This is a genomic window from Streptomyces sp. NPDC016469, assembly GCF_040632905.1.
GTDB lineage: Bacteria > Actinomycetota > Actinomycetes > Streptomycetales > Streptomycetaceae > Streptomyces.
The window spans coordinates 110,405-133,914 of record NZ_JBEYCQ010000004.1 but is presented as its reverse complement, the minus strand read 5'-3'; the positions used below and the strand labels follow the sequence as shown (position 1 = coordinate 133,914).

Sequence of the window (23,510 nt, the reverse complement as noted above, 5' to 3'; positions counted from 1 at the left end):
GCCGGGCGTCCGGGAACGGAGCAGCAGGTGACACGGAACGCGAAGGACACCACCCCCGACCGGCCCGCCGGGGACTCGGCGCACCACGAGGCCCCGGCGCAGGAGCTGCCGCCCGACCTGAACCAGGCCATCCTGGAGGCGGCCAAGCAGGTCGCCGTGCTCCTCAAGCGGGGTGGGCACGCCTTCGCCCTGGCCGGGAGCGTCGCCGTCTACGCGCACGGCGGGACCGGGAACCTCCAGCACGACGCGGACTTCTGCGTCCTGCCCGAGGACACGGAGGCGGTCGCGGCGACGCTGAAGAAGGCCGGTCTTCCGGTGTTCACGCCGCCCGAGGACTGGCTGGTCAAGGCCAAGTGTCTGGGCCAGGACATCGACCTCATCCATGAACTCGGGGGCCGGCCCGTCGGCCCCGGACTGCTCGGCCGGGCCGTGGACCTCTCCGTGGACTCGGTGCACATGCCGGTGCTGGCGCCGACCGATCTGATGCGGTCGCTGCTGGCCGCCTTCTCCGAGCACCACTGCGACTTCGGCGCCGTGCTGCCGATCGCCAGGCAGCTCCGCGAGAAGGTCGACTGGCCGGCGCTGCACCGGGAGTTCGGGGAGTCGCCGATGCCGAGCGCCTTCCTCTACCTGCTGGAACGCCTCGGAGTCATCACCGCAAAGGAAGCCGCCGCGCAGGAAACCACCGGGCAGGAAGCCGCCGGGCAAGGAGGAGAACGATGAACGCCCCGCCGGACATCGAGTACCGCATCGCCCATCTGAAGGAACGGCTCGCCGCGGAGGAGACGGCCGACCTCGGTATCCGTATCGAGAACCGGGGCTCGTCCGTGACGGTCATCGGCACCGTACCCACCGCCCACTGCCGCGCGGAGCTGATGGACACGGTCAGCGACGAGCTGGCCGGGCTGACGGTCCGCTACGACGTCGTCGTGGCCGAGGCGGCGGCCCCGGACCACCCGGAGGAGGTCGTATGATCCGCGTCGCCGCCGTCGGGGACATCCACATGGGCCCGGAGAGTCAAGGGGTCCTCCGTCCCGCGTTCGAGACGCTGGGCGACTGCGCGGACCTGCTGCTCCTGGCCGGTGACCTCACCCGCCACGGCACACCGGAGGAGGCCCGGGTCGTCGCCCGCGAGGTCACCGGCCTCCCGGTCCCGGTCGTCGCCGTGCTCGGCAACCACGACCACCACGACGAACGGCCCGACGAGGTCACCGCCGTCCTGCGCGAGGCGGGTGTACGGGTGCTGGAGGGCGAGGGCACCGTGATCGAGGCCGGGGGGCGGCGGGTGGGGGTCGCCGGCACCAAGGGGTTCGGCGGCGGGTTCGCCGGGCGGAGCGGCGGTGAGTTCGGCGAGCCGCTGATGAAGGAGTTCATCCGGTACACCCGCCGCTGCGCCGACGGGCTGCGGACCTCGCTGGAGGAGCTGGCCGGGCAGGGCTGCGAGGAGCGCATCGCGCTGACGCACTTCGCGCCGGTGCCGGACACGCTGGCGGGCGAGCCGCTGGAGATCTATCCCTTCCTGGGCAGCTATCTGCTGGCGGAGGCGATCGACGCGGCGGGCGCGGACCTGGCCGTCCACGGGCATGCGCACGCGGGCACCGAGCACGGGATCACCAGCGGTGGCGTCCCGGTGCGCAATGTCGCCCAGCCCGTCATCCGCCAGGCGTTCCACGTGTACCACCTGCACGGCGACCGGAGCGGCGGGAAGGCAGCGGCCGGCAGCCGGTAGGTCCCGTACGCGGAGGGGGCCGGCGCCTGTGACACGGCGCCGGCCCCCTCCGCTTCGCTTCGCCGCGTCAGCCCGGCCAGCTGCCCGTCAGGCGGCGGGCGGTCACCGCGCCGGAACGCTCTATCGCCGCCTTCACCACGGCGAAGATCGCGCCCTGGACGGCTGCGGCGAGCAGGATCTCCTTCCAGCGGCGGTCCTCGTCCATGGCGTCGGGGGCGTCGCCCTCGCCCTCGATGGCCTTCCACACCTGCTTGAACGCCATGCCGGCGATCATGCCGCCCGCGGCGCCCAGGACGAGGCCGACCGGCTTGTAGGCGATCTTGGCCGCGTTCACCGGCGGTGGCCCCGGCCGCGGCGGACGAGCATGACCGCGACGATCAGCGCCCCGGCCGCGAGCAGCGGCGTGCGGTGGGTGCGCGCCGCGGTGGCGGCCTGGCCCGCGGTGTCCCGCAGGGGTTCGGGCGCCTTGTCCGCCGCGTACTGTCCGGCCCTGGCCGCGCTCTCGCGTACCTGGGCGGCGGCCTGTGCCGTCTTCTCCAGGAGGGGGTCGGGCGTGCGTTCCCTCAGCTTCTGGGCGACCAGTGCCGCCTTGTCGCGTACCTGGCCGGTGGCCAGGGCGGCCTTCTCCGCGGTCTGCTGCTTCACAGCGGTCGTCCTCTCCTTCGCCTGCGCCTTGATGTCGGCCTTGGCGGCCAGCGCCTCCACGGTCATCCCGAGCTCGTCACGGGTGTGCTCGACCTGCCTGCGCAGGTCCTCGGGGGTGGGGTCTCCGTCGTCCGTCCGGTGTGTGTCGGTCATCGGTGTGCCTTTTCCTTGATCTCTGCCACATCGGCCTTGACGCTGTCGATGGTCTGCCCGGGTGCCGGCGTCCCCGCCTCGGCGAACTGCCGCTTACCCGCCAGGGCGGCGACGGCGGCCACGACCGCCAGCACCGCCGTGACGACCAGGGCCGCCGCCCACACCGGCAGCACCGACGCGAGGGCGGCGATGCACGTCGCCACCAGGGCCTGGGCCGTCAGGAAGCCCAGCAGGCCGGCGGCGCCGAAGAGGCCGCCGCCCTTGCCGTACCGCCTGCCCTTCCGGGTCATTTCCGCCCGGGCGAGCCGCATCTCGTCGCGGACCAGCTCCGAGATCTGCTGCGAGGCACGCGAAACCAGCACGTTCACCGACTCGTCGGTGGCGTGGGCCTGACGCTCCATGGTGCTCATACGAGGTCACCTTGCCTTCCTCGATCGTCCGAATCGCGGGCCGCGCCCATCCGTCCGGCGCAGCGACGCGTGTGCCGGTCCTGGCACGGCTACCCTGTGACCGCCCGGATACCACCCTGTTCATTCCTCCATCCGGCGACGGTCCTCCTCGCTCCAGGCACGGGTGTCGCGGGGCGCCACGTACGGCTCCTCGTCCTCGGGCAGTCCGCCGGCGATGGCGCGCCGACGCGCCATCTCCGCGTCGAATTCGAGGCCGAGCAGGATCGCGAGGTTGGTGATCCACAGCCACACGAGGAACACGACGACGCCCGCGAGGGCGCCGTAGGTCTTGCTGTACGAGGCGAAGTTCGCGACGTAGAACGCGAAGCCGGCCGACGCGGCGAGCCAGACCAGCAGCGCCAGGAAGCTGCCCGGGGTGATCCACCGGAAGCCGCGCCCCTTGGCGTTCGGGGCGGCCCAGTACAGCAGCGCGATCATGACGACGACCAGGAGCACCAGGACCGGCCATTTGGCGATCGACCACACGGTGAGCGCGGTTTCGCCGATGCCGAGGGCGGTGCCCGCCTGCCGGGCGAGGGCGCCCGAGAAGACGACGATGAGCGCGCTGGCGCAGGCGAGAACCATCAGCGTCACGGTCAGGGCGAGGCGCAGCGGCAGGATCTTCCAGACCGGCCGGCCCTCCGGCAGGTCGTAGACGGCGTTCGATGTGCGGATGAACGCGGCGATGTACCCGGAGGCCGACCAGACGGCGACCGCCAGCCCGACGACGGCCATGACGGACCCGACTCCGGCGTTTCCCTGGAGCCGGCTCACCGCGTCGGTGAGGATGTCGCGGGCCGAGCCGGGCGCCAGTTCGCGCAGGTTCTCCATGACCCGCCGGGTGGCGGACTCCCCCGCGATGCCCAGCAGGGACACCAGCACCAGGAGCGCCGGGAACAGCGACAGGACTCCGTAGTAGGTGAGCGCGGCGGCCCGGTCGGCGAGTTCGTCGTCCTTGAACTCTTTCGCGGTGGAGCGCAGCACGGCGAGCCAGGACCGGCCGCTCAGTTCGGTCGGCTCGTCGGGGGCCCGCTCCTCCACTTCCTCGCCGGGTCCCACGTCCGGTGCGGGTACGTCGCCGCCGTGGTGGTGTTCTTCCCGGCCGGTGCCGGGGTGTGGTGTCCGCTTCATACGGTGCGGTTTGCCCGCCGAGCGGTACTCATGTGTGCAAAGGGCCGGTCCGGGGAGGTGGTGCTCCCCGGACCGGCCCGGCTGTGCGGGAGGGGCCGCTATCCCGCGTACGTCTCGAACTCGGCGATCCTCGGTGTGCCACTGGCCGAGGTGATCTCGAAGGTGATCTTGCTCAGGGACGTGGCCGGGATGGAGATCGTGCCGGCTCCGCTGCCGGTCTTGAGCACCGCACCGGTGTCGGCGTTCAGCAGCCGCCAGGCGCCGATGACGCCCTGGGCGCCCGCGGCCTCGCGGATGTTGACGGAGGAGACGGTGGTGGCGGAGCCCCACTTGACGGAGATGGAGCCGGTCGTGCCGGAGGGCGACCAGTAGGTGCTCAGGTCACCGTCGCGCACGCTGCCGTAGCTGGTTCCGCTCGCCTTGCTGGAGCCGTCCGAGCCCGCGCCGAGGCTGAGGTTGGTGCCGGTGGGCGTGGTCGGGTCGGTCGGGTCCGGCGTCGGGTCGGTCGGGTCCGGGGTGGGGTCGGTCGGGTCCGGCGTCGGGGTGGTCGTGGAGCAGTCGCCGTCCGAGACCTTGAGTCCCTTGCCGGCGCCCGCCGTGCTGGTCACGATGGCCGGCACGCAGGAGGCGTCGTCGAGGGTGTACGCGTAGGGGATGCTGACCGAGGTGTTGGACTGCGGGTTCGGGCCGGCCGGGTGGTTCTCCTCGCCGGGCTCGGACCAGGTGATGTTGTCGAAGATGTTGCCGCTGACCTGCCAGTACCCGGTGGCGTCGGTGTAGAAGGTGCCCAGGACGTCCTTGGAGTCCTTGAAGTAGTTGTTGTCCACCTTGGCGTGGGCGCCGGCCCGGGAGTTGATCCCGGATTTGTTCAGCTTCACGTAGTAGTTGTTGTAGATGTGGGCGGTCCCGCCGCGCAGCAGCGGTGTGCGGGAGTCGACGTTCTCGTACAGGTTGTGGTGGAACGTGACGTAGCCGTTGTCGAGCTGGGTCTCGCTGGACCCGATGAGGCCGCCCCGGCCGGAGTTGCGCAGGGTGCTGTACGACAGCGTCACGTACTGGGTGTTGTCCTTCATGTCGAAGAGGCCGTCGAACCCGTCGTCCTCGCCGCCGGACGCCTCCAGGGTCGCGTGGTCGACCCAGACGTTGCGGACGTCGCTCTCCATGCCGATGGCGTCGCCGCCGTTGGAGGTGGGCGAGCCGGACTTCTTGACGTTCTTGACGGTCACGTTCTGGATGATGATGTTGCTGGACTGGCGGATGTGGATGCCCAGTTGGTCGAAGACGGCCCCGCTGCCGACGCCCACGATGGTGACGTTGCTGATCTGCTTGAGCTCGATGACACCGGCCGCCGTGTTGCAGCTGTCGCCGGACACCTTGGCGGTGTTGGCGTGGTTGATGGTGCCCTCGACCTCGATGGTGATCGGGGTGCTGCTGCTGGCCCGGCCGCACAGGGCCTGGTGGATCTGGGTCCCGGTGGTGGCCCGTACGGTCTGCCCGCCCGCGCCGCCGGTGGTACCGCCGTTCTGGCTCGCGTAGCCCGTGGCCCCGCCCGCGACGGCGGCGGATGCCTCGGGCATCGTCAGGACCGCTCCGGCCGCGGCCGCCAGGGCCATCGTGGACAGCGCCGCGGAGAGTCGCAGCGCGACTGGTCGCCTCATGTTCGTTCCCATTCGTCGTCGGTTCACGGGTGCTGGAGCGCGTGCGCGGATGTGTGCCGGGAGCCGGTTCCGCGTACCGCGGTGGTGCGGGCAGTCCGCGGGTCGTGCCGCGGTGTGACGCCTGCCGTCGTGCGACTCACAGAGGGGGAAAGCGCTTTCTGAACGCAGAGAATAGGCACGTCGATGAGGAGAGGACAAGGATGTGAACGTCGAAAGAAGGCGCTTTCTTGATTTGGGCACGACAAGACCGTGACGTTCACGGCCCAACCGGGTCGTAACGACGGCGGACCCCCTCCCCGCCCGGACAACCGGCTGGACGGCGCCGGTGACCACGAACCGGACGCCGGGGAGCCCGGGGGCGTGCCCGGCGCACCGGCCGGGCCGCCGGGCCCAGGGCCGCACCAACTCCGCGAGCCCGCCCGCACCGTGGAGAGAACGTGGCAATTTCCTACGCGGGGGTAGTGGGCGCGCGGCTCTTGCTATACCTTCCGTCTAACAGCTTGCTAGACGCCGCGTCTAACAAGCGAGGGCGGCGTCCGACGGCCGGCGATCTCACCGGGCCGTACACGATGAGGGCCGGACGGCGCCGGGGTCGATCTCTCGAGTCAAGGAGCCGCAGCATGGCAAGCAGCACCGTCCGGCCGGAGGACCAGGACCGGGCCGCCGAGCGGGACGTCGCCCGGCGCCTGCTCGATTCGTCCGCGAAGCTGTCGTACGACCCTGCCACCGAGGTGGACTGGAACACCCCCCTGGACACGGACCACCACGGGGCGAGTCCCGAGTGGAGCACGCTCTACGGCACCGCGTACTGGGGCGAGTTGACGGAGGATCAACGAAAAGCACTGACCCGCCAGGAGGCCGCTTCCGTCGCCAGCACCGGCATCTGGTTCGAGATGATCCTCCAGCAGATGGTGCTGCGCGACATGTACGCCAAGGACCCGACCGACCCGCGCTTCCAGTGGGCCCTGACCGAGGTCGCCGACGAGTGCCGGCACTCGATCATGTTCGCCCGGGGCGCGGCGAAGCTGGGCGCACCGGCCTACCGGCCGCGCCGCCCGGTGCTCGAACTGGGCCGCGCCTTCAAGACCCTGGCCTTCGGCGAGGCGGCGTACGCGGCGATCCTCGTGGCGGAGGAGGTGCTCGACGTGATGCAGCGCGACTGGATGCGCGACGAGCGCGTCGCGCCGTTCGTCCGCACGATCAACAACATCCATGTGGTGGAGGAGTCCCGCCACATGAAGTTCGCCCGCGACGAGACCCGCAGGCGCCTGCGCGACGCGGGCCCGGTGCGCCGCCACCTCAACGCGCTCGTCGTCGCGATCGCCTCGTACTACATCGTCACCAGCATGGTGAACCGGGACGTCTACGCGAACGCCGGCCTGGACGGCGCCCGGGCGCGGGCCGAGGCGAAGACCAACGAGCACCACAAGTCCCTGATGCGGTCGAGCTGTTCGGGGCTGATGGAGTTCCTGGCCTCGGCCCGTCTGCTGACGAAGCCGGCCCTGTTCTTCTACAAGCGCGCCGACCTGATCTGACCCGAGCCGAGAGCCCGAGCCGACCATGACCTACGCCATCACCCAGACCTGCTGCAACGACGCCACCTGTATCGCCGTGTGCCCCGTGAACTGCATCCACCCGACGCCGGAGGAGCGGGACTTCGGCCGTACGGAGATGCTGTACGTCGACCCGGAGACCTGCATCGACTGCGGGGCCTGCGCCGACGCCTGCCCGGTGGACGCTATCTTCCCGGTGGACAGCCTCTTCGGGGCGCGCAAGGAGTACGCCGCCATCAACGCGGCCTACTACGCGGACCGGCGGCCGGAGCCCGCCACCGGGCCCAACTTCCATGCCTGGGGCGCCCCTTCGTTCACGCGCAGCCTGCCGTCCGACTTCGCGCCGATCCGCGTCGCGGTCGTCGGCACCGGGCCCGCCGGGATGTACGCGGCCGAGGACCTGCTGCTGCACACCAACGCCGAGGTGACCCTGATCGACCGGCTTCCGGTGGCCGGCGGGCTCGTCCGGTACGGCGTCGCGCCGGACCACCCGGGGACGAAGGGGGTCGGCGAGACCTTCGCACGGTTCCACGCCCACCCCCGGGTGCGGATGCACCTCGGCGTCGAGGTCGGTACGCACATCTCCGCCGAGGAGCTGTCCGCGCACCACGACGCGGTGATCTACGCGGTCGGGGCCGGCGCCGACCGCCGACTCGCCGTCCCGGGCGAGGACCTGCCGTCGAGCATCGCGGCGACCTCGTTCGTCTCCTGGTACAACGCGCACCCCGAGGTGGCGCCGGACGCCGTGGACCTGTCGCGGGCCGAGCGGGTGGTCGTCGCGGGGAACGGCAACGTGGCGCTCGACGTGGCGCGCATCCTCGTCGCGGACCCGGCGGAACTCGCGGGCACCGACATCGCCGACCACGCGCTGGCCGCGCTGCGCGGCTCCGGGGTGCGCGAGGTCGTGCTGCTCGGGCGGCGCGGTCCCGAGGACGCCGCCTGCACGTCGTCCGAACTGCTCGCGCTCAAGCATCTGCCGGGTGTGGAACTGGTGGTGGACGACCACGATCCGCGCATCGGCCCCGCGATCGAGGGTGCGGCGTCCGGCACCGCGGCCGCGGTGCTGCGGGGGGTCCGCCGGGAGCGCGTGGACTGGACGAACCCGCCCGCCGGGGGGCGGCGCATCGTGCTCCGCTTCCACTCGTCGCCTGTGGAGATCACCGGCCGGGACGACGTGGCGGGCGTCCGGGTCACGGCGGACGGGGGCGAGTCCGCGATACCGGCGCAGCTGTTCCTGAGGGCCATCGGCTACCGGGGCCTGGCCCTTCCCGGTCTGCCCTTCGACGAGGCGAGCGGCACGGTGCCGCACGAGGGCGGCAGGGTGGCGGGGATGCCCGGCACCTATGTCGTCGGCTGGATCAAGCGGGGGCCCTCCGGGGGTATCGGCGCCAACCGCACCTGCGCCGCCGAGACGGTCGGCACGCTGCTCGCGGACGCGGTCGCCGGCGCGCTCCCCTCCCCGGCCCACCCCGTGAAGGCGTTCGGGCGGCTGGTCCGTGGCCGCGCCCGCCAGGTGGTCGACGCCCGGGGTCTGGCCGCGATCGACCGGGCCGAGCGGGCGCGGGGCCGGGACGGGGGCCGCCCCCGGGTGAAGTTCGGCACGATCCCGGAGCTGGTCGCGGCGTCGAAGGGGCGCCGCTAGGGCGACGTGCCGCTGGGGGGGCGCCGCTTCGGGGTGGCGCCCCCGCTCAGAACTCCTCCGGCTCCGGCACCTGGGCCCGGGCCCGCCGGCCGACCACCGCCGCGGCCGCCGCCGCGCTGCCGGCGAAGGCGAGTGCGACCGTCCACGCCTGGTTGAACGCGTGCCCGGTCGCGTGGTCGACGGAGTAGCGGCCGGGGCCGGTCAGGCCGATCGCGGCGGCGGTGAAGCCGAGGAACGCCGGGTACTCGTAACCGCCGCCCTGCGCGAAGAAGCCCGCGGGTGCGTGGACGGCCACCGCGCCCGCCATCGCACCGGCCGCCGCCGCGCCGGCGGCCGGTGTGGCCAGGCCCAGGGCGAGCAGCACGCCGCCGCCCGCCTCGCCGAGCCCGGCGGCGATCGCGCTGTGCTTCGGCGGGTGGAAGCCCATCGCCTCCATCGCGGCGGTGGTCCCCTCGACTCCCCCGCCGCCGAACCAGCCGACGAGCTTCTGGGCTCCGTGCGCGGCGAGCACCGCGCCGGTGCCGACGCGCAGGACGAGCAGACCGAGGTCGTGACGGTTGACGCAGCCCATGGGGGTCTCCGGTGGGTTCCGGGGCCCCGCCCCGACGGCGCGGGCCCCTCGATTCCGTACGACACCACTCTCCGCGCCCCGCGGCACCCGCGGACCGCGGTGTTACTCCATCCGGGTGGCTCACCCCGGGGCGTGAGCCGTGACACAGTGCAACGAATGCCATTGTGCAACTTGTTGCACAATGGCGCGGCGGTGGTTTAGAACTGGGGCGACGCCACAGCGAGGAGCCGCCGCATGAGCCCGTATCCGCACCTTCTGAACCCGCTCGACCTGGGGTTCACCACCCTGCCGAACAGGGTCCTGATGGGGTCGATGCACGTCGGCCTGGAAGAGGTCGAGAACGGCTTCGAGCGCATGGCGGCCTTCTACGCCGAGCGCGCCCGGGGCGGGGTCGGCCTCATGGTCACCGGCGGCATCGCACCCGACGAGCGGGGCTGCTCCTTCCCCGGCGGGGCGAAGATGACCACCGAGGCGGAGGCGGCCGAGCACGCCCGGGTGACCTCGGCGGTGCACGAGGCGGGCGGCCGGATCGCCATGCAGATCCTGCATTTCGGCCGGTACGCGCACCACCCGGGCCTGGTGGCGCCGAGCGCGCTCCAGGCGCCGATCAGCGCGTTCACGCCGCACGCCCTGACCGACGACGAGGTCGAGGCGACGATCGAGGACTTCGTGACGGCGGCGGCGCTGGCCCGCGGCGCGGGGTACGACGGCGTCGAGATCATGGGCTCCGAGGGCTATCTGATCAACGAGTTCATCGCCTCGGCGACCAACCACCGCGAGGACCGCTGGGGCGGCTCGTACGAGAACCGCATCCGCTTCCCCGTCGAGATCGTGCGCCGGGTCCGCGAGCGGGTCGGCGACGACTTCATCATCATCTACCGGCTCTCGATGCTGGACCTGGTGCCCGGCGGCTCGTCCCTGGACGAGGTCGTGCGGCTGGCCCGGGAGATCGAGGCGGCCGGCGCGACGATCATCAACACCGGCATCGGGTGGCACGAGGCCCGCATCCCCACCATCGCGACCTCGGTGCCCCGGGCCGCGTTCACCTGGGTCACCGAGAAGGTGCGCGGGGCCGTCTCCGTACCGCTGGTGACGAGCAACCGCATCAACACCCCCGAGGTGGCCGAGCGGGTTCTCGCGTCGGGCCGCGCGGACATGGTGTCGATGGCCCGCCCGTTCCTCGCCGACCCGGACTTCGTCGCGAAGGCGGCGGCGGGCCGCGCGGACGCGATCAACACCTGCATCGGCTGCAACCAGGCGTGCCTGGACCACATCTTCAGCGGCAAGGTCACCTCCTGCCTGGTCAATCCGCGCGCCTGCCACGAGACGGAACTCGTCCTGTCGCCGACCCGCACCCGCAAGCGCGTCGCCGTCGTCGGCGCCGGACCCGCCGGTCTTGCCTGCGCGGTCACGGCCGCCGAGCGGGGCCATGACGTGACGCTCTTCGACGCCGCCGACGAGATCGGCGGTCAGCTGAACGTGGCCCGCCGGGTCCCCGGCAAGGAGGAGTTCAACGAGACGCTGCGCTACTTCCGCACCCGGCTCACGGAGGAGAAGGTCACGCTGCGGCTGGACACCCCGGTCGGCGCCGGAGACCTCGACGGATACGACGAGGTCGTGGTGGCCACCGGGGTCACGCCCCGCACGCCCGCGATCCCCGGCATCGACCACCCGAGCGTCGTCAGCTACCTCGACGTGCTGCGCCACGGCGCACCGGTCGGCGACCGTGTCGCGCTGGTCGGGGCGGGCGGGATCGGCTTCGACGTGGCGGAGTTCCTGACGGACGGCGGCGAGGAGGCGAGCCTCGACCCGGAGGTGTTCTTCCGTCAGTGGGGCGTCGACACCGAGTACCGGGGGCGCGGCGGCCTCGCGGCCCCGGAGCGCCCGAAGACCACGCGCACCGTCCATCTCCTCCAGCGCAAGACCAGCAAGGTCGGCGCGGGCCTCGGCAAGACCACCGGCTGGATCCACCGCACCGAACTGCGCCACCGCGGGGTCACGATGACCGCCGGCGTCACGTACGACCGGATCGACGACGAAGGCCTGCACCTCACGGTCGGCGACGAGCGGCACGTACTGCCGGTCGACACGATCGTGCTCTGCGCCGGGCAGGACCCGCGCCGGGACCTGTACGAGGAACTGCTCGCCGCCGGCCGCGGCGCGCATCTGATCGGGGGCGCCGACGTCGCGGCCGAGCTGGACGCCAAGCGCGCGATCCGGCAGGGCACGAAGCTGGCCGCCGCCCTCTGAACCGGACGGCCGGGCCTGCCCGGCCGTCCCTAGGATGCACTCCATGTCACTGCCGCACGCGATCCTCACCGCCCTGCTGGAGAAACCCTCGTCGGGGCTTGAGCTGACCCGCAGGTTCGACCGGTCGATCGGCTACTTCTGGTCGGCGACGCACCAGCAGATCTACCGCGAGCTGGGCAAGCTGGAGCAGGCCGGGCAGATCAGGGCACTGGAGCCCGCGCAGCCGGCCCGGGGGCAGAAGAAGGAGTACGAGGTGCTGCCGGCGGGCCGCGAGGCGCTGTCCGCGTGGGTCGCCCGGCAGGAGGACCCCAAGCAGGTCCGCGATCCGCTGCTGTTGCGCATGCGGGCGGCGGCAGTCGTCGGGGCGCCCGGCCTCGACGCGGAGCTGCGCCGCCATCTGGAACTCCACCGGCGGCAGCTGGCGGAGTACCGGGAGATCGAGATCCGGGACTTTCCGCCGGAGCGGGACACACCCGGGGACCGGCTGCGGCACCTGGTGCTGCGGGGCGGCATCGACCTGGAGAACTTCTGGATCGGGTGGATCACCCGCGCGCTGGAGGACTACCCGAAGCCGGCGTGAGGGGCGCCCCGCCACTCGTACCGCGTACGAAATCAGTGGCGCCCCGCACCCACCCGGCGGCGCTGTTCGCGGCGCACGACGCGCGGGCTGCTGATGACCACCCGCGACGGCCCGGCCGTCGGGGCACCGGCCACCGCAGGCGCTGTCTGCGCGTGGGCCCGGGTGAGCAGGACCACGCCCCGGACCGCCGCCACCGTGCCGAGCAGCGCCGGGACCAAACCGGCCGGTCCGCCCTGGAACCGCTCCCCCAGCAGCGCCAGGCCGATGGCCGCGGCGGCGACCGGGTTGGCGAGGGTGACGACGGCGAGCGGGGCCCCGAGCCCGCCCCGGTAGGCGGTCTGGGAGAGCAGCAGCCCGCCCATCGCGAAGGCGGAGACCAGCACGGCGACGACCACCAGGCGCGCGTCGAGCAGCGGTCCGGTGTGGTCGGTCACCGCGACGGTGAGGGTCTGGGTGAGCGCGGAGGCGACGCCGGACGTGATGCCCGAAGCCGCGGCGTGCCGCAGGCCGGGGCGGGCGCCGGGGCGGCTGAGCCCGGCGACGAGCGCCATGGTCCCGGCGCCCACGGCCAGCGCCTCGGTCATGGTCAGGGTCTCGTGCGGGGCAGCGCCGCCCGCCGTCAGGAGCAGGGCGCCGAGGCCGAGCAGGGTCAGGAGCGTGCCGCGCCACTCGGTGACCGTGACCCGGCGGCCCGCGGCCCGGGCGCCGAGCGGGACGGCCGCGACCAGGGTCAGCGCGCCGAGCGGCTGGACCAGGGTGAGCGGGCCGTACTTCAGGGCGGCCACATGCAGCAGCGCACCGCCCGCGTTCAGGCCGACCGCGCACCACCAGGCGCCGCGCCCGAGGAGCCGGAGCGTGCCGGTGCCGGGCGCGGTGCGGCCGGCCAGCCGGGCCTGGGCGACCGCCGCGGCGGCGTAGGCGGCGGCGGAGACGAGGGAGAGCGCGACGGCCGCGAGGGTGGCGTTCACCGGTGCGCCCCGGAGGCGGCGTACGCGGCGGCGTGCTCCCGCTGCCGTACGACGGACGGCCACGGCTGCGGCGGGCGGACCGGTTCGGCGCGCGGGAGGCGGAGCGCGGCGAGTGATACGGAGAGCAGCGCGGCCACCACGATCGAGTCGAGCCAGTAGTGGTTGGCGGTGGCGACGATGACGAACAGCGTGATCGCGGGGTGCAGCAGCCACAGCCAGCGCCACCGGGAGCGGGTCGCGACGACCAGCCCGGCGCCGACCATGACGGCCCAGCCGAAGTGCAGCGAGGGCATCGCGGCGAACTGGTTGGCCATGGAGTCGGTGGCCGGCTGCGCCCCGTACACCGAAGGTCCGTACACCCGGCCGGTGTCCACGAGGTGGGCGGCGGCGAGCAGGCGCGGCGGGGCGAGCGGGAAGAGCAGGTGCAGGGCGAGCGCGGCGCCGGTGAGCGCGGCGAGGACCCGGCGTGCCCAGACGTAGTGGCGGGGGCTGCGCCAGTAGAGCCAGACGAGGAAGAGCAGCGTGGCCGGGAAGTGCACGGTCGCGTAGTAGGTGTTCGCCAGGTGGATCAGCGACTCGTCGTGCAGCAGCAGGCCCTGGACGGCGCCCTCGCCGGGCAGGTGCACGGCGCGCTCGACGTCCCAGACGTGGCCCGCGTTGCGGAACGCCTCGTCCACATGGCCGTTGGCCGCCTGGCGGCCGAGCTTGTAGATCAGGAAGAGCCCGACGACGAGCAGAAGCTCGCGGACCAGGGGCGGGCGGGCATACGTGTCCGGCTTCCGATCGGCGGGCGTGTTGCCGGCGTACCTCATCCGGTGCCCCTTCGCTGATGCTCCTCGGCGGTCGTCCGCCCTTATCGATACGCCAGTGTACCGATACGTCGGCGTATCGGTACACTGGCGTATCGATGGACCTCGTCGCAGAGTCGCAGAGAGGGAGAGCACATGTCGCCGCAGCAGACCGAGCAGGAGCAGCCCCCCGCGCAGCGCCGCTCGAAGATCACGCCGGAGCGGGCCCAGGAGCTCTACACCGCCGTGCTCGACATGCTGAGGGAGAACGGCTATGAGTCGCTGACCATGGAGGGGGTCGCCGCCCGGTCCCGCTGCGGCAAGTCCACGCTCTACCGCCAGTGGGGCTCGAAGCCCGAGCTGGTGGTGGCCGCCCTGCACGGCACCCGGCGCGGCGCCCTGCGGAAGATCGACACCGGTTCGCTGGCGGGTGACCTGGTGGAGGCGGCGCGGGCGATCGGCGAGGGCGCGGGCCGCGACACGCCGCTGATGCTGGCGCTGAGCCATGCGGCGCTGCAGAGCCCGGAGCTGCTGTGCGCCCTGCGTGAGTCGCTGATCCTGCCGGAGCTGGCCGCGATCGACGCGATCGTACGACGCGGGGTGGAGCGCGGCGAGGTGGCGCCGGACAACCCGGCGGCGGAGTTCGTCTCCGCGCAGCTGCTCGGCGTGATGCGGGCCCGCCCGATGCTGGCGGGGGCCCATGCGGACGAGACCTACCTCGTCCGCTTCGTGGAGGGCGCGGTGCTTCCCGCCCTCGGCCTGGACGCCCCGGCGTCCGGGTCCTGACAGACGTGGGCCGTCGTCCGAGCGGATGGCGGCGGCCCGCCCGCGCCGCACCGTGGGGACGGGGGCGGCGCGCAACCCGGCCGGCCGGTGACTTCTCCGAAGTCACCGGCCGTTCGTGTACCTGGCACCCCCTCCTATCGTCCTCTTGACGATAAGGCGGAAAGCTCGTTATCGTCGTCATGACGAAAAAGAGATCAGGGGGTCCCCATGGCCGACATCACCCGCCGCTTCGGCTGGCGCCATCTCCGCTCGGCGCCCACCGCCCACATCCGCCACCACAAGCGCGGCCGGCTCGCCCACGACGGCGCCGGACTGAGCTTCTGGTACCGGTCGCTGAGCGCCGCGCTCTCCGAGGTGCCGGTCAACGACCGCGAGCTGGCCATGGCGTTCCACGCGCGCACCTCCGACTTCCAGGACGTCACGGTCCAGGCCACCGTCACCTACCGGATCAGCGACCCGGCCGAGGCCGCCGCCCGCCTCGACTTCTCCGTCGACCCGGACACCGGCGCCTGGCGCGGCGCACCCCTGGAACAGATCGCCACCCTCCTCACCGAGACCGCCCAGCAGCACACCCTGGACGTGCTGGCCCGCACCCCGCTGGCCGGCGCCCTGGTGGACGGCGTCGCCGCCGTCCGCGAGCGGGTGGCGGCCGGTCTCGCCGCCGAGCCGAGGCTCCCCGCCACCGGCATCGACGTGGTGGCCGTGCGCGTCGTCGCCATCCGCCCCGAGGCCGAGGTGGAGCGCGCTCTGCGCACCCCCGCCCGCGAGCAGATCCAGCAGGAGGCCGACCGGGCCACGTACGAGCGGCGCGCCGTGGCCGTCGAGCGCGAGCGGACCATCGCCGAGAACGAGCTCGCCAGCCAGATCGAGCTGGCCCGGCGCGAGGAACAGCTGGTCGAGCAGCGCGGCACCAACGCCCGCCGCGAGGCCGAGGAGAGCGCCGCCGCCGACGGGGTACGCGCCGAGGCGGAGGCCGCCCGCACGGTGCGGCTGGCCGGGGCCGAGGCCGAGGCGGCCCGGCAGGTGGGCGCGGCGCGCGCCGAGGCCCAGGCGGCCTGGCTGCGGGCGCACGGCGAGGTGGAGGCCGGGACGCTGCACGCGCTGGCGGCCACCCGGCTCGCCGAGAACCTGCCGCACATCGACAGCCTCACCCTGTCGCCGGACGTGCTCACGGGCCTGCTCAGCAAGCTGGGCCGCCCGGAGGCCGGGGCGTGAGCCTGGCCCCGCGGGCGGTCCTGGTCCACCGCACCACGGAGTACGAGGAGCTGCTCGCCCGCCACGGCACGCGCGGCCAGGCCGCGTTCGTCCTGGCCGCGCGGGGCCGGTCCATCGAGGAGGTGGCCCGCCGGCACGAGCGCACCCGGCAGGCCCTGGCGGATGTGGCGGCGGCCGTTCCGCTCACCTGGCGGCACTGCCGGGTGGAGCGGGCCGACCTGGACCGGTTCCTGTTCGCGCCCGAGGACGTGGTGGTGGTCGTCGGGCAGGACGGCCTGGTCGCCAATGCCGCGAAGTACCTCTCCGGCCAGCCGGTCATCGGCATCGACACCGACCCGGGCCGCAATCCGGGCGTACTGGTGCGCCACCGGCCTGCCGACGCGGCGGCGCTGATGCGGGCGGCCGTGGCGCCGGGCGGCCGGGCCGACGCGCTGACGATGGTGGAGGCGGTGGCGGACGACACGCAGCGGCTGCTCGCCCTGAACGAGGTCTACCTCGGCCCGCCCGGCCATCAGACCGCCCGCTACCGGCTCGGCCCCGACACGGCGGACTCCCCCGCCGAGCCGCAGGCGTCCTCCGGCGTCCTGGTCGGCACCGGCACCGGGGCGACCGGCTGGCTGCGCTCGCTCTGGCAGGAGCGCCGCAGCACCCTCCCGCTGCCCGGGCCCGCCGATCCCCGGCTGCTCTGGTTCGTCCGGGAGGCGTGGCCCTCGCCGTCGACGGGTACGTCGTTCGTCTCGGGCGAGCTGGGGCCCGGCCAGGGGCTGCGGCTGACCGTGGAGTCGGACCGCGTGGTGGTGTTCGGCGACGGGATGGAGGCGGACGCGCTGGAGCTGACGTGGGGGCAGAGCGTACGGCTCGGCGTCTCGGAGACCTCGCTGCGGCTGACGGTATGAGCTACGGGGCGGGCGCGGCCCCCCCGTAGGCTCGACGCCCACCGTCCCCTCCGGAGGAGCAGCATGGCCACCGAGAACCCCGTCGCCCCTTCCCGTAACACCCTGCCGCCCCGGGCCCAAGCGGCACTGGGGGTCGGCGTCGTCGTGCAGGACGCGCTGGGCCGGATCCTGCTCGGCCGGCACCACAGCGGCACCTGGGAGCTGCCCGGCGGCAAGGTCGACCCGGTGCCGGAGTCCGTCGCGGCGGCGGCCGTGCGCGAACTGCGCGAGGAGACCGGGCTGGTTGTCACCGAGGACGAGGTCACCGTCTTCGCGATGCTGCACGACGCCCTCGGCGGGATCAACCGCGTGACGATGGCCGCCCTGGTGCGCGTGGACACCGGCACGGCACGGGTGACCGAGCCGCATCTGATCAGCACCTGGGAGTGGACCCCGCTCGACGCGCTGCCGTCGCCGCTCTTCGACCCGTCGGCGCAGATCCTCGCGACCTGGCGCCCGGACCTGGGTATCCCCCACCCGCCCGTGCACCGGCTCCCCCTCGCACCGAAGAGCCCCAGGTGAGCCCCTAACCGAATTAATCGTTTGCCTAGGAACCATAGGCACAGTTAGCTTCGTGGGTATGAAGGCCCTGACCGAGCAGGACATCCGCTCATCGTTCGTGAATTGCTCCAAGGGGGAAGCCAAGCGTCTGCCGCTCCCCCGGGATTTCGAGGAGCTGCCGTGGGACGACCTCGACTTCCTCGGCTGGCGCGACCTGTCCGCGCCGGGACGCAGCTACATCGTCACCGAGCACGAGGGAAAGCCCGCCGGGATCTCGCTGCGCTTCCCGTCCCAGCAGCGCGGCTTCCTGCATCGGAGCATGTGCTCGCTCTGCCTGACCACGCACCCGGGCAGCGGGGTGTCCCTGATGACCGCCCGCAAGACCGGTCCCGCCGGGCGCGACGGCAATTCCGTCGGTCTGTACATGTGCACCGACCTGGCCTGCTCGCTGTACGTGCGCGGGAAGAAGGCGGTGGCCTCCGGGGCCCGGTTCAAGGAAAGCCTGACCACGGAGGAGCAGATCGCCCGCACCGTCGACAACCTCCACGCGTTCGTGACGAAGCTCTTCAGCTGAGCCGGACGCCGCGGACGCGCGCCCCGGTGGACGTCCGGGGCGCGCGCCCGTCCGTCACCTCGTGAACAGGTCCGCGCAGTCCGGCGCCGGGTCCTGTCCGCCGCCGACGCCCCCGAGCACGGTGACCTGATTCACCAGCCGGACCGGGTCCGGGCCGACGCCGGTCCGCTCGGCCGTGACCGTGAGCGCCACGGTGTTGACGCCGCGCGGTTCCAGGAAGCCGGACGGGATGACGAACTCCCGCTGCGGGACGACATGGTTGAAGCCGGGCCGTGGTGCGGTACCGGCGCACACCCGGCCGGTCGCTCTTGAGCGAGCCGGTCCGCGTCCACGAGGCCCGGGGCGGCCTGGGCGGCCGGGGCGGCCGGGGCGGCCGGGGCGGCCGACGAGATCCGGCACACCGGCTGCGGCCCCGAGGGCAAGCCGTGCCACCGCGGCGGCCGGGCCTGCCTGGAGGGACTGATCCCCGTACCCGCTCTGCTCGCCGCCCGGGCGGGCCCGGAGCGCGTCGTGGTCCACGGGGAACCGGCCGCGCTCGACGGGCCTGGACCTGGCGGAACTCCCGGACCGGCCCGCGGACCGACCCCCGCGACGACATCGTGCAGGCCGGCGCTATCCTGGCCGCCACACCGGACACGGGGTGCCCCGCGCAGGGGCTGAGATCACACCCGTCGAACCTGAACCAGTTAGCACTGGCGGAGGGATGTCTTCATGTCGTTGCCCCATGCCCAGGACGAGCGCGCCGCTTTCGGCGGGCGCATGCCCACCGCCCCCGGCGATCTGCGCGTCGAGGCGCACGGGATAGCCCCGGTCCCCGAGGACCGCCGCTACGGCCGGGCGGGCCGGCTGTTCACCGTCTGGTTCGCGCCCAACCTGACCATGACCGGCGTCTTCACCGGCACCGTCGGCATCGCGCTCGGCCTGGACTTCGCGACGGCCCTCGCGGCCGTCGTGCTCGGTACCCTCGTCGGCGCCGCGCCGACCGCGTATCTGGGCACCTGGGGCAGCCGCACCGGTTCCGGCCAGCTGCCTCTGGCGCGGCTGGCGTTCGGGCCGGGCGTGGTGCTGCCGGGCGCGCTGCAATGGCTGTCGTCCATCGCCTGGGACGCCCTGATCGGCCTGTTCGGCGGGGACGCGCTGGCGCAGCTGTGCGGCTGGCCGTTCTGGCTGGGGGTCCTGGTCATGATGGCCGCGCAGGGCGCGCTGGGGGTGCTGGGTTACGAGGTCATCCACCGGCTCCAGACCGTCATGACGTTCGCCCTGGCCGCCGCCTTCGCCGTGCTCGCCACCAAGCTCCTGGACGGGGCCGACCCGGTGACGACCTCCGCCGTGCACGGCGCCGACCGGGCCGGGGCGTTCGTCCTGACCTGCACCGTCGCCCTGAGCCTGGCGTTGTCCTGGGCGCCGTACGCGAGCGACTTCAGCCGCTATCTGCCGCGCGAGACGTCCCGGGCGCGCATGTTCTGGTGCACGCTGGGCGGGATCAGCGCGTCCTTCGTGGCGGTCCAGGCCATCGGACTGTGGGGCGCCTCGGTCTTCACGGACCAGACCGCGCGCGGCGTGGACGCGCTGCTCGGCGGGGGTGCGCTCGGGGCGTTCGGGCTGCTCGCGGTGGCGCTGGCCGCGCTGTGCAGCAACGCGATGAACGACTACAGCGGTTCGCTCGCGTTGCAGACGATGGGGGTACGCCTGCCGCGCCCGGCGGCCGCGGCGCTCGCCGCCGCCCTGGGCTTCCCGCTGGTCCTGTGGATGCACGCGGCGGACACGACGGCCCGCTTCCAGAACGTGCTGCTCCTCGTCGGCTACTGGATCCCCGGCTTCGTGGCGATCGTCTCCGTGGACTGGCTGGCCCGCGCCCGGGCCCGGCGGGGCGCACCCGTCGACCTCGCCGCCGAGCACGCCCGGCCGCGCCCCTGGTGGCCGGCGCTCGCCGCGTTCGCCGCGGCCTTCGCGGCGGCGGTGCCGTTCATGAGCACCGGCCTGTACGTGGGCCCGGTGGCCGAGGCGCTGCACGGGGCGGACCTGGCGTACGGGGTGGCCTTCCTCGCGGCGCTCGTGGTGTACGCCCCGCTGCGGATGCGCCGGCCGCGCTGACCCACTCTTCCCACCCTCGCCGACGCCTCAACCTCCGGGTCCGTCAGCGGTATTGACCCCATGAAGCACTTCAACAGTTTCAGTATCTTCGACTCACACGGTACTCCCGCGAAATGGCGCCCCGACGACCGACGACACTGCCACCGCCGCCTTCACCACACGCGCCCCCGCGACCGGCGAGCGCTTCGCCGAGCACCCGGTGGACGGGCCGGTGCGGGTCGGGCCGGGGCGCGCTGCAGCCGTCAGGGCATCCGGGCCGTGCCCGTCGGCGCGCACTGCATCTGCTTCTCCGAGGGGATCTCCCCGCACACGCTCATGGAGTCGAGCGGCGCCTCCTCGGAGACCCCGAGCATCTTGGTGTACGAGTCGTGCTCGAAGCGGATGAGGGCGTCCAGCTCCATTCCCCGGGCGTCCTTGATGATCACCTTGTCACCGACGGCCCCGCCCTCGATCCGGCCCCAGACCGCCTGGCAGGCGGCGCTGTAGCGCAGTTCGATCTGCATGCCGCGCAGGTAGGTGCTCTTGGCGGTCTTCGCGTCCCACTGGCACTCCATGGCCTGGGGATCGTTGCGCCAGCAGGTGTCCGATGTGCACTTGACCCGGATGTCGCCGGCGCCCGGGACGAGGTCCGCGCCCTGTCCGCCCGCCTTCTTGCTCTCGGTGCGGGTCTTCGCGGCGTCCGGGACCTGGTCCGCTCCCGCGAGGTACGGGGAGAGGAGCCCGGTCGCCACCGAGCCCATCAGGGCGCCCGCCGCGATGTAACCGATGACCGCGCAGCGCCGCCGCCATGACACCCCGGGCCGCTCGCCCGGCGTCCGCGCCGCCCCGGCGGCCGTGTCACCGGCGGCGGTGTGCGGGGCCGTCGGCCGGTCCCGGCCGCCCGTGACCGGCACCGGCTCCATGACGGGCGCGCCCGCTCTGGCCAGCAGGTCGAGCAGGGGTTCCGGCGGGGTGCCCGCCACGGCCGCCAGCTCCTCGACCGCCACGGGGGTCGGCAGCTGCTTGCCGTTGAGAAACCTCTCCCACGAGGAGCGGCTGTAGTGCGTACGGTCAGCCAGCCCGCCGAAGCTGAGCCGGGCACCCTCCTTGATCCTCCGCATCTCAGCGCCCAGTTGTGCGCGGGCCGTTGCCGTGGCATCCGGTGCCGGGTTCTTCGGATCCGACTTGGCGTTCGACATGCAGGAGCCCCCTCGTCATGTGCGCCCCACGCGCCGTCTCCTCCCCCGGACCGACGCGGCGCGAGGGACAGAATAGATCGGGTGCACGACAGCTCCGCAGCAGCTCGAACGCGTGGCGCGGCGCGGACATGGGCCTGCCTGCCCCGCCGGCCGCCTGGGCCTTCAGGGCGCCGCGAAGGTCTGCGCGGGGTGCCACATAACCGTGCACGCGATGCCAACACCCGGGCGGGAGCCGTGGGCATCCTCATCGCAAGCACATCACTCCGGGTGAGGGCAGAAGCCCTTGCGGTCACCTCCAGGGCCATCGGCGTACCTGCGTTCCCCCGGGAATACCGAAGGGCGGTTCCGGATTTCTCCGGAACCGCCCTTCGGGTACCCGCAACGACGAGTCGGCGCGCGCTCAGTGGTGGCCGTGGGCGGTGCTCGATGCGCCGCTGAACAGCCGTGCGACGGCCCGGAAGGGCAGCGTGACCACCGTGGCGATGGCGCCGCCGATGGAACGGAACACATCTGCGATCGCCTTCAGCATGGCTACTCCTCTGTTCGGTCGCACCCCTCCGCCGGAGTGCCGCGGTCCTCTGTCTGCCACCGGGTACCCGGGCTCTCGGCGGAGAAACGTCAGGCGCAGCGCAGGCCAACAGGTCCCGAAAGGCCCACATGGCCATATGAGTGGCCTTTACACCCTTTGAAGGCATACCGAGTTACCGGTCTCCGCGCGTCCACCACGACGTTGAAAATTTTCGCAACATATGACCGATATGCGGATTCGATTTAACCGGATCGCGACCTGACCAGCCTTGACGCACCCACAGGCAGTTGGAATCGTCTGCACAGGCGCTGCCGAATCGGGCAGCCGCCATGAATTGACTCATTACAACGCAAGGTTGACGCTTCATGCCCGGCGCACCACCCGCCCTCGGCGCTCCTACCCGTGCAGCACCGTCGGCACACAACAGACTCCCCCACAGGGGCGTCTCCGCACCAGTCATTTTCTGACCTCGAGAGTCCGCACATCCCGTCCGAGCGCTCGCAACCCGGGGCCCGGTCAACGCGGCCAAGCGTCCGGTCACACACCGGATCTGCGGGCCAACTTTCAAGAAAGGCCGGCTCACAGTGCTGCGTTATATCGCCCGCAAAGCAGTCGGCTGGTTTTTGATGATCGCAGTCGCAACCAACCTGACGTATTTCCTCGCCAATGCATTCCTTAAGCCCGCGTCGAATTACACCGCGTTGCGACCGCCTCGAACACCAGCCCAGATCAACCGATCGCTGGCACAATTCAATCTCAATCCGGACAAGCCGATCCTGGATCGGTGGTGGGACTGGATTTCCGGGATCGTGACCCATTTCGACTGGGGTCAGTCGCCGACCGGGGGCAGTGTCAACGACCAGGTCGCCTACCGGATCTTCGTCAGCGGCCAGCTGGTCATCGCCTCGACGATCCTGTCCATCGTCATCGGCGTAGGGCTCGGTGTCTACACCGCCTCCCGCCAGTACAAGGCCGGCGACCGGGTGTGGCAGGGCATCTCCGTGATCTCCTTCAACACCCCCTCCGCCGTGGCCTCGCTCGGCGTGGTGCTCGCGGCCATCTGGCTCAACCAGTCCCTCGGCGACACGCTGCTGCCGGTCGCCGGAGCGCAGAGTCCCGAAGTCTCCGGGTTCTGGCCGGTGCTGGGGTCGAGAGTGGTGCACGCGATCCTTCCCACGGTGTCGCTGACATTCATTTCGTACGCCGGATACCACCTGCTGCAGCGCTCACTCCTGCTGGACAACATCAACTCCGACTATGTGCGCACCGCACGGTCGAAGGGGCTGACCCGGAAACAGGCCATCTACCGGCACGGGCTGCGGACTTCGATCATTCCCGTCGCCACCCAGGTCGCCTTCGCGATGCCCGCCCTTTTCACCGGCGCGGTGATCACGGAAACCGTCTTCGCATGGCACGGCATGGGTGAGTACTTCGCCAAGACCATCAGCACGAACGATGTGCACGGCGCCGTCGCCGTCGCGGCCTTCGGTGCCCTCATGACGGCCATCGGCGCGATCCTGGCCGACCTCGTCGTCGTGGCCCTCGACCCCAGGATCAGGGTGAGCTGACGTGGCCATCAAC

Annotated in this window: 25 protein-coding genes and 1 riboswitch; of the genes, 14 read left to right on the top strand and 11 right to left on the bottom strand. The window is 72.4% G+C overall.

All coding sequences use genetic code 11. The features are described 5' to 3' along the window. Positions 1-27: 27 nt before the first annotated feature. The 3 genes from ABZ565_RS05870 to ABZ565_RS05860 are packed head-to-tail and all read left to right on the top strand — an operon-like array spanning position 28 to position 1,729. Positions 28-723, top strand: coding sequence for a hypothetical protein (locus tag ABZ565_RS05870; RefSeq protein WP_361020854.1), 696 nt, complete (start codon positions 28-30; stop codon positions 721-723). Then, the gene (locus ABZ565_RS05865; RefSeq protein ID WP_361020852.1) at positions 720-974 is read left to right on the top strand and encodes a hypothetical protein; all 255 of its coding nucleotides are present in this window, start codon (positions 720-722) and stop codon (positions 972-974) included. Before ABZ565_RS05870 ends, ABZ565_RS05865 begins: the two co-directional genes overlap by 4 nt. After that, positions 971-1,729, top strand: a complete 759-nt coding sequence (locus tag ABZ565_RS05860; RefSeq protein ID WP_361020850.1) for a metallophosphoesterase — start codon at positions 971-973, stop codon at positions 1,727-1,729. Before ABZ565_RS05865 ends, ABZ565_RS05860 begins: the two co-directional genes overlap by 4 nt. A gap of 67 nt (positions 1,730-1,796) precedes the next feature. Here ABZ565_RS05860 and ABZ565_RS05855 read toward each other — a convergent pair whose 3' ends face one another. The 5 genes from ABZ565_RS05855 to ABZ565_RS05835 form a co-directional block, all read right to left on the bottom strand. Then, on the bottom strand, positions 1,797-2,063 hold the full coding sequence (locus ABZ565_RS05855) for a DUF4235 domain-containing protein (protein WP_361020848.1): 267 nt from the start codon (positions 2,061-2,063) through the stop codon (positions 1,797-1,799). Next, positions 2,060-2,527, bottom strand: a complete 468-nt coding sequence (locus tag ABZ565_RS05850; protein ID WP_361020846.1) for a DUF3618 domain-containing protein — start codon at positions 2,525-2,527, stop codon at positions 2,060-2,062. Before ABZ565_RS05850 ends, ABZ565_RS05855 begins: the two co-directional genes overlap by 4 nt. Next, a complete protein-coding gene (locus ABZ565_RS05845) occupies positions 2,524-2,937 on the bottom strand; it encodes a phage holin family protein (RefSeq protein WP_361020844.1) in 414 nt (137 codons plus the stop codon). Before ABZ565_RS05845 ends, ABZ565_RS05850 begins: the two co-directional genes overlap by 4 nt. A 120-nt stretch (positions 2,938-3,057) precedes the next feature. Next, positions 3,058-4,107, bottom strand: coding sequence for a YihY/virulence factor BrkB family protein (locus ABZ565_RS05840; protein ID WP_361020842.1), 1,050 nt, complete (start codon positions 4,105-4,107; stop codon positions 3,058-3,060). A 98-nt stretch (positions 4,108-4,205) separates the two neighbouring features. Further along, on the bottom strand, positions 4,206-5,765 hold the full coding sequence (locus tag ABZ565_RS05835; protein ID WP_361020840.1) for a pectate lyase: 1,560 nt from the start codon (positions 5,763-5,765) through the stop codon (positions 4,206-4,208). A gap of 620 nt (positions 5,766-6,385) precedes the next feature. Here ABZ565_RS05835 and ABZ565_RS05830 point away from each other — a divergent pair. Further along, the gene (locus tag ABZ565_RS05830) at positions 6,386-7,300 is read left to right on the top strand and encodes a diiron oxygenase (protein ID WP_361020838.1); all 915 of its coding nucleotides are present in this window, start codon (positions 6,386-6,388) and stop codon (positions 7,298-7,300) included. 25 nt (positions 7,301-7,325) lie between these two features. Continuing rightward, positions 7,326-8,960 carry an FAD-dependent oxidoreductase gene (locus tag ABZ565_RS05825; protein ID WP_361020836.1) on the top strand — a complete coding sequence of 545 codons (1,635 nt, stop codon included), beginning with the start codon at positions 7,326-7,328 and terminating at the stop codon, positions 8,958-8,960. Between the two features lie 46 nt (positions 8,961-9,006). Here ABZ565_RS05825 and ABZ565_RS05820 read toward each other — a convergent pair whose 3' ends face one another. Next, entirely contained in the window at positions 9,007-9,531 is a 525-nt protein-coding gene (locus ABZ565_RS05820; RefSeq protein ID WP_361020834.1) for a DoxX family membrane protein, read from the bottom strand. Positions 9,532-9,765: 234 nt separating this feature from the next. On the opposite strand from ABZ565_RS05820, the gene ABZ565_RS05815 reads away from it, so the two are divergent. Next, on the top strand, positions 9,766-11,781 hold the full coding sequence (locus tag ABZ565_RS05815) for an NADPH-dependent 2,4-dienoyl-CoA reductase (RefSeq protein WP_361020832.1): 2,016 nt from the start codon (positions 9,766-9,768) through the stop codon (positions 11,779-11,781). 43 nt (positions 11,782-11,824) lie between these two features. Beyond that, entirely contained in the window at positions 11,825-12,361 is a 537-nt protein-coding gene (locus ABZ565_RS05810) for a PadR family transcriptional regulator (RefSeq protein WP_361020830.1), read from the top strand. A gap of 32 nt (positions 12,362-12,393) precedes the next feature. Here ABZ565_RS05810 and ABZ565_RS05805 read toward each other — a convergent pair whose 3' ends face one another. Together ABZ565_RS05805 and ABZ565_RS05800 are read right to left on the bottom strand one after the other, a co-directional pair. Beyond that, positions 12,394-13,329: a hypothetical protein gene (locus ABZ565_RS05805; protein ID WP_361020828.1), complete on the bottom strand. Its 936-nt coding sequence runs from the start codon at positions 13,327-13,329 to the stop codon at positions 12,394-12,396. Beyond that, positions 13,326-14,141 carry a phosphatase PAP2 family protein gene (locus tag ABZ565_RS05800; protein WP_361020826.1) on the bottom strand — a complete coding sequence of 272 codons (816 nt, stop codon included), beginning with the start codon at positions 14,139-14,141 and terminating at the stop codon, positions 13,326-13,328. The genes ABZ565_RS05805 and ABZ565_RS05800 overlap by 4 nt, the downstream gene beginning before the upstream one ends. A gap of 132 nt (positions 14,142-14,273) precedes the next feature. On the opposite strand from ABZ565_RS05800, the gene ABZ565_RS05795 reads away from it, so the two are divergent. The 5 genes from ABZ565_RS05795 (at position 14,274) to ABZ565_RS05775 (ending at position 18,128) form a co-directional block, all read left to right on the top strand. Next, the gene (locus ABZ565_RS05795) at positions 14,274-14,903 is read left to right on the top strand and encodes a TetR/AcrR family transcriptional regulator (RefSeq protein WP_361020824.1); all 630 of its coding nucleotides are present in this window, start codon (positions 14,274-14,276) and stop codon (positions 14,901-14,903) included. A gap of 207 nt (positions 14,904-15,110) precedes the next feature. After that, positions 15,111-16,118 (top strand): SPFH domain-containing protein, encoded by a 1,008-nt coding sequence (locus ABZ565_RS05790; protein WP_361020822.1) that lies wholly within the window; start codon positions 15,111-15,113, stop codon positions 16,116-16,118. Continuing rightward, a complete protein-coding gene (locus ABZ565_RS05785) occupies positions 16,115-17,014 on the top strand; it encodes a hypothetical protein (RefSeq protein ID WP_361020820.1) in 900 nt (299 codons plus the stop codon). Before ABZ565_RS05790 ends, ABZ565_RS05785 begins: the two co-directional genes overlap by 4 nt. Before the next feature lie 63 nt (positions 17,015-17,077). Further along, positions 17,078-17,575 carry an NUDIX domain-containing protein gene (locus ABZ565_RS05780; protein ID WP_361020818.1) on the top strand — a complete coding sequence of 166 codons (498 nt, stop codon included), beginning with the start codon at positions 17,078-17,080 and terminating at the stop codon, positions 17,573-17,575. A gap of 58 nt (positions 17,576-17,633) precedes the next feature. Further along, positions 17,634-18,128, top strand: coding sequence for an FBP domain-containing protein (locus tag ABZ565_RS05775; RefSeq protein WP_361021166.1), 495 nt, complete (start codon positions 17,634-17,636; stop codon positions 18,126-18,128). Positions 18,129-18,182: 54 nt separating this feature from the next. Here ABZ565_RS05775 and ABZ565_RS05770 read toward each other — a convergent pair whose 3' ends face one another. Beyond that, a complete protein-coding gene (locus ABZ565_RS05770) occupies positions 18,183-18,422 on the bottom strand; it encodes a hypothetical protein (RefSeq protein ID WP_361020816.1) in 240 nt (79 codons plus the stop codon). Positions 18,423-18,754: 332 nt separating this feature from the next. Next, a riboswitch (TPP riboswitch) is annotated at positions 18,755-18,849 on the top strand. Between ABZ565_RS05770 and ABZ565_RS05765 the strand changes: the two genes are divergently transcribed. Then, the gene (locus tag ABZ565_RS05765; RefSeq protein ID WP_361020814.1) at positions 18,840-20,222 is read left to right on the top strand and encodes a cytosine permease; all 1,383 of its coding nucleotides are present in this window, start codon (positions 18,840-18,842) and stop codon (positions 20,220-20,222) included. (Overlaps the previous riboswitch by 10 nt.) Positions 20,223-20,464: 242 nt before the next feature. On the opposite strand, the gene ABZ565_RS05760 is transcribed toward ABZ565_RS05765, so the two are convergent. Both ABZ565_RS05760 and ABZ565_RS05755 read right to left on the bottom strand, forming a co-directional pair. Then, positions 20,465-21,400 (bottom strand): helix-turn-helix domain-containing protein, encoded by a 936-nt coding sequence (locus ABZ565_RS05760; protein ID WP_361020812.1) that lies wholly within the window; start codon positions 21,398-21,400, stop codon positions 20,465-20,467. Positions 21,401-21,800: 400 nt separating this feature from the next. Next, on the bottom strand, positions 21,801-21,929 hold the full coding sequence (locus tag ABZ565_RS05755; protein ID WP_275408390.1) for an LPFR motif small protein: 129 nt from the start codon (positions 21,927-21,929) through the stop codon (positions 21,801-21,803). A 584-nt stretch (positions 21,930-22,513) separates the two neighbouring features. Here ABZ565_RS05755 and ABZ565_RS05750 point away from each other — a divergent pair. Beyond that, positions 22,514-23,497 carry an ABC transporter permease gene (locus ABZ565_RS05750; RefSeq protein WP_361020810.1) on the top strand — a complete coding sequence of 328 codons (984 nt, stop codon included), beginning with the start codon at positions 22,514-22,516 and terminating at the stop codon, positions 23,495-23,497. The last annotated feature ends 13 nt before the right edge of the window (positions 23,498-23,510 follow it).

Coding starts and splice junctions, on each gene's coding strand:
- ABZ565_RS05865 (WP_361020852.1), top strand. CDS start 720: ATGAACGCCCCGCCGGACATCGAGTACCGCATCGCCCATCTGAAGGAA.
- ABZ565_RS05860 (WP_361020850.1), top strand. CDS start 971: ATGATCCGCGTCGCCGCCGTCGGGGACATCCACATGGGCCCGGAGAGT.
- ABZ565_RS05850 (WP_361020846.1), bottom strand. CDS start 2,527: ATGACCGACACACACCGGACGGACGACGGAGACCCCACCCCCGAGGAC.
- ABZ565_RS05845 (WP_361020844.1), bottom strand. CDS start 2,937: ATGAGCACCATGGAGCGTCAGGCCCACGCCACCGACGAGTCGGTGAAC.
- ABZ565_RS05840 (WP_361020842.1), bottom strand. CDS start 4,107: ATGAAGCGGACACCACACCCCGGCACCGGCCGGGAAGAACACCACCAC.
- ABZ565_RS05835 (WP_361020840.1), bottom strand. CDS start 5,765: ATGAGGCGACCAGTCGCGCTGCGACTCTCCGCGGCGCTGTCCACGATG.
- ABZ565_RS05830 (WP_361020838.1), top strand. CDS start 6,386: ATGGCAAGCAGCACCGTCCGGCCGGAGGACCAGGACCGGGCCGCCGAG.
- ABZ565_RS05825 (WP_361020836.1), top strand. CDS start 7,326: ATGACCTACGCCATCACCCAGACCTGCTGCAACGACGCCACCTGTATC.
- ABZ565_RS05820 (WP_361020834.1), bottom strand. CDS start 9,531: ATGGGCTGCGTCAACCGTCACGACCTCGGTCTGCTCGTCCTGCGCGTC.
- ABZ565_RS05815 (WP_361020832.1), top strand. CDS start 9,766: ATGAGCCCGTATCCGCACCTTCTGAACCCGCTCGACCTGGGGTTCACC.
- ABZ565_RS05810 (WP_361020830.1), top strand. CDS start 11,825: ATGTCACTGCCGCACGCGATCCTCACCGCCCTGCTGGAGAAACCCTCG.
- ABZ565_RS05800 (WP_361020826.1), bottom strand. CDS start 14,141: ATGAGGTACGCCGGCAACACGCCCGCCGATCGGAAGCCGGACACGTAT.
- ABZ565_RS05795 (WP_361020824.1), top strand. CDS start 14,274: ATGTCGCCGCAGCAGACCGAGCAGGAGCAGCCCCCCGCGCAGCGCCGC.
- ABZ565_RS05790 (WP_361020822.1), top strand. CDS start 15,111: ATGGCCGACATCACCCGCCGCTTCGGCTGGCGCCATCTCCGCTCGGCG.
- ABZ565_RS05780 (WP_361020818.1), top strand. CDS start 17,078: ATGGCCACCGAGAACCCCGTCGCCCCTTCCCGTAACACCCTGCCGCCC.
- ABZ565_RS05775 (WP_361021166.1), top strand. CDS start 17,634: ATGAAGGCCCTGACCGAGCAGGACATCCGCTCATCGTTCGTGAATTGC.
- ABZ565_RS05765 (WP_361020814.1), top strand. CDS start 18,840: ATGTCGTTGCCCCATGCCCAGGACGAGCGCGCCGCTTTCGGCGGGCGC.
- ABZ565_RS05760 (WP_361020812.1), bottom strand. CDS start 21,400: ATGTCGAACGCCAAGTCGGATCCGAAGAACCCGGCACCGGATGCCACG.
- ABZ565_RS05755 (WP_275408390.1), bottom strand. CDS start 21,929: ATGCTGAAGGCGATCGCAGATGTGTTCCGTTCCATCGGCGGCGCCATC.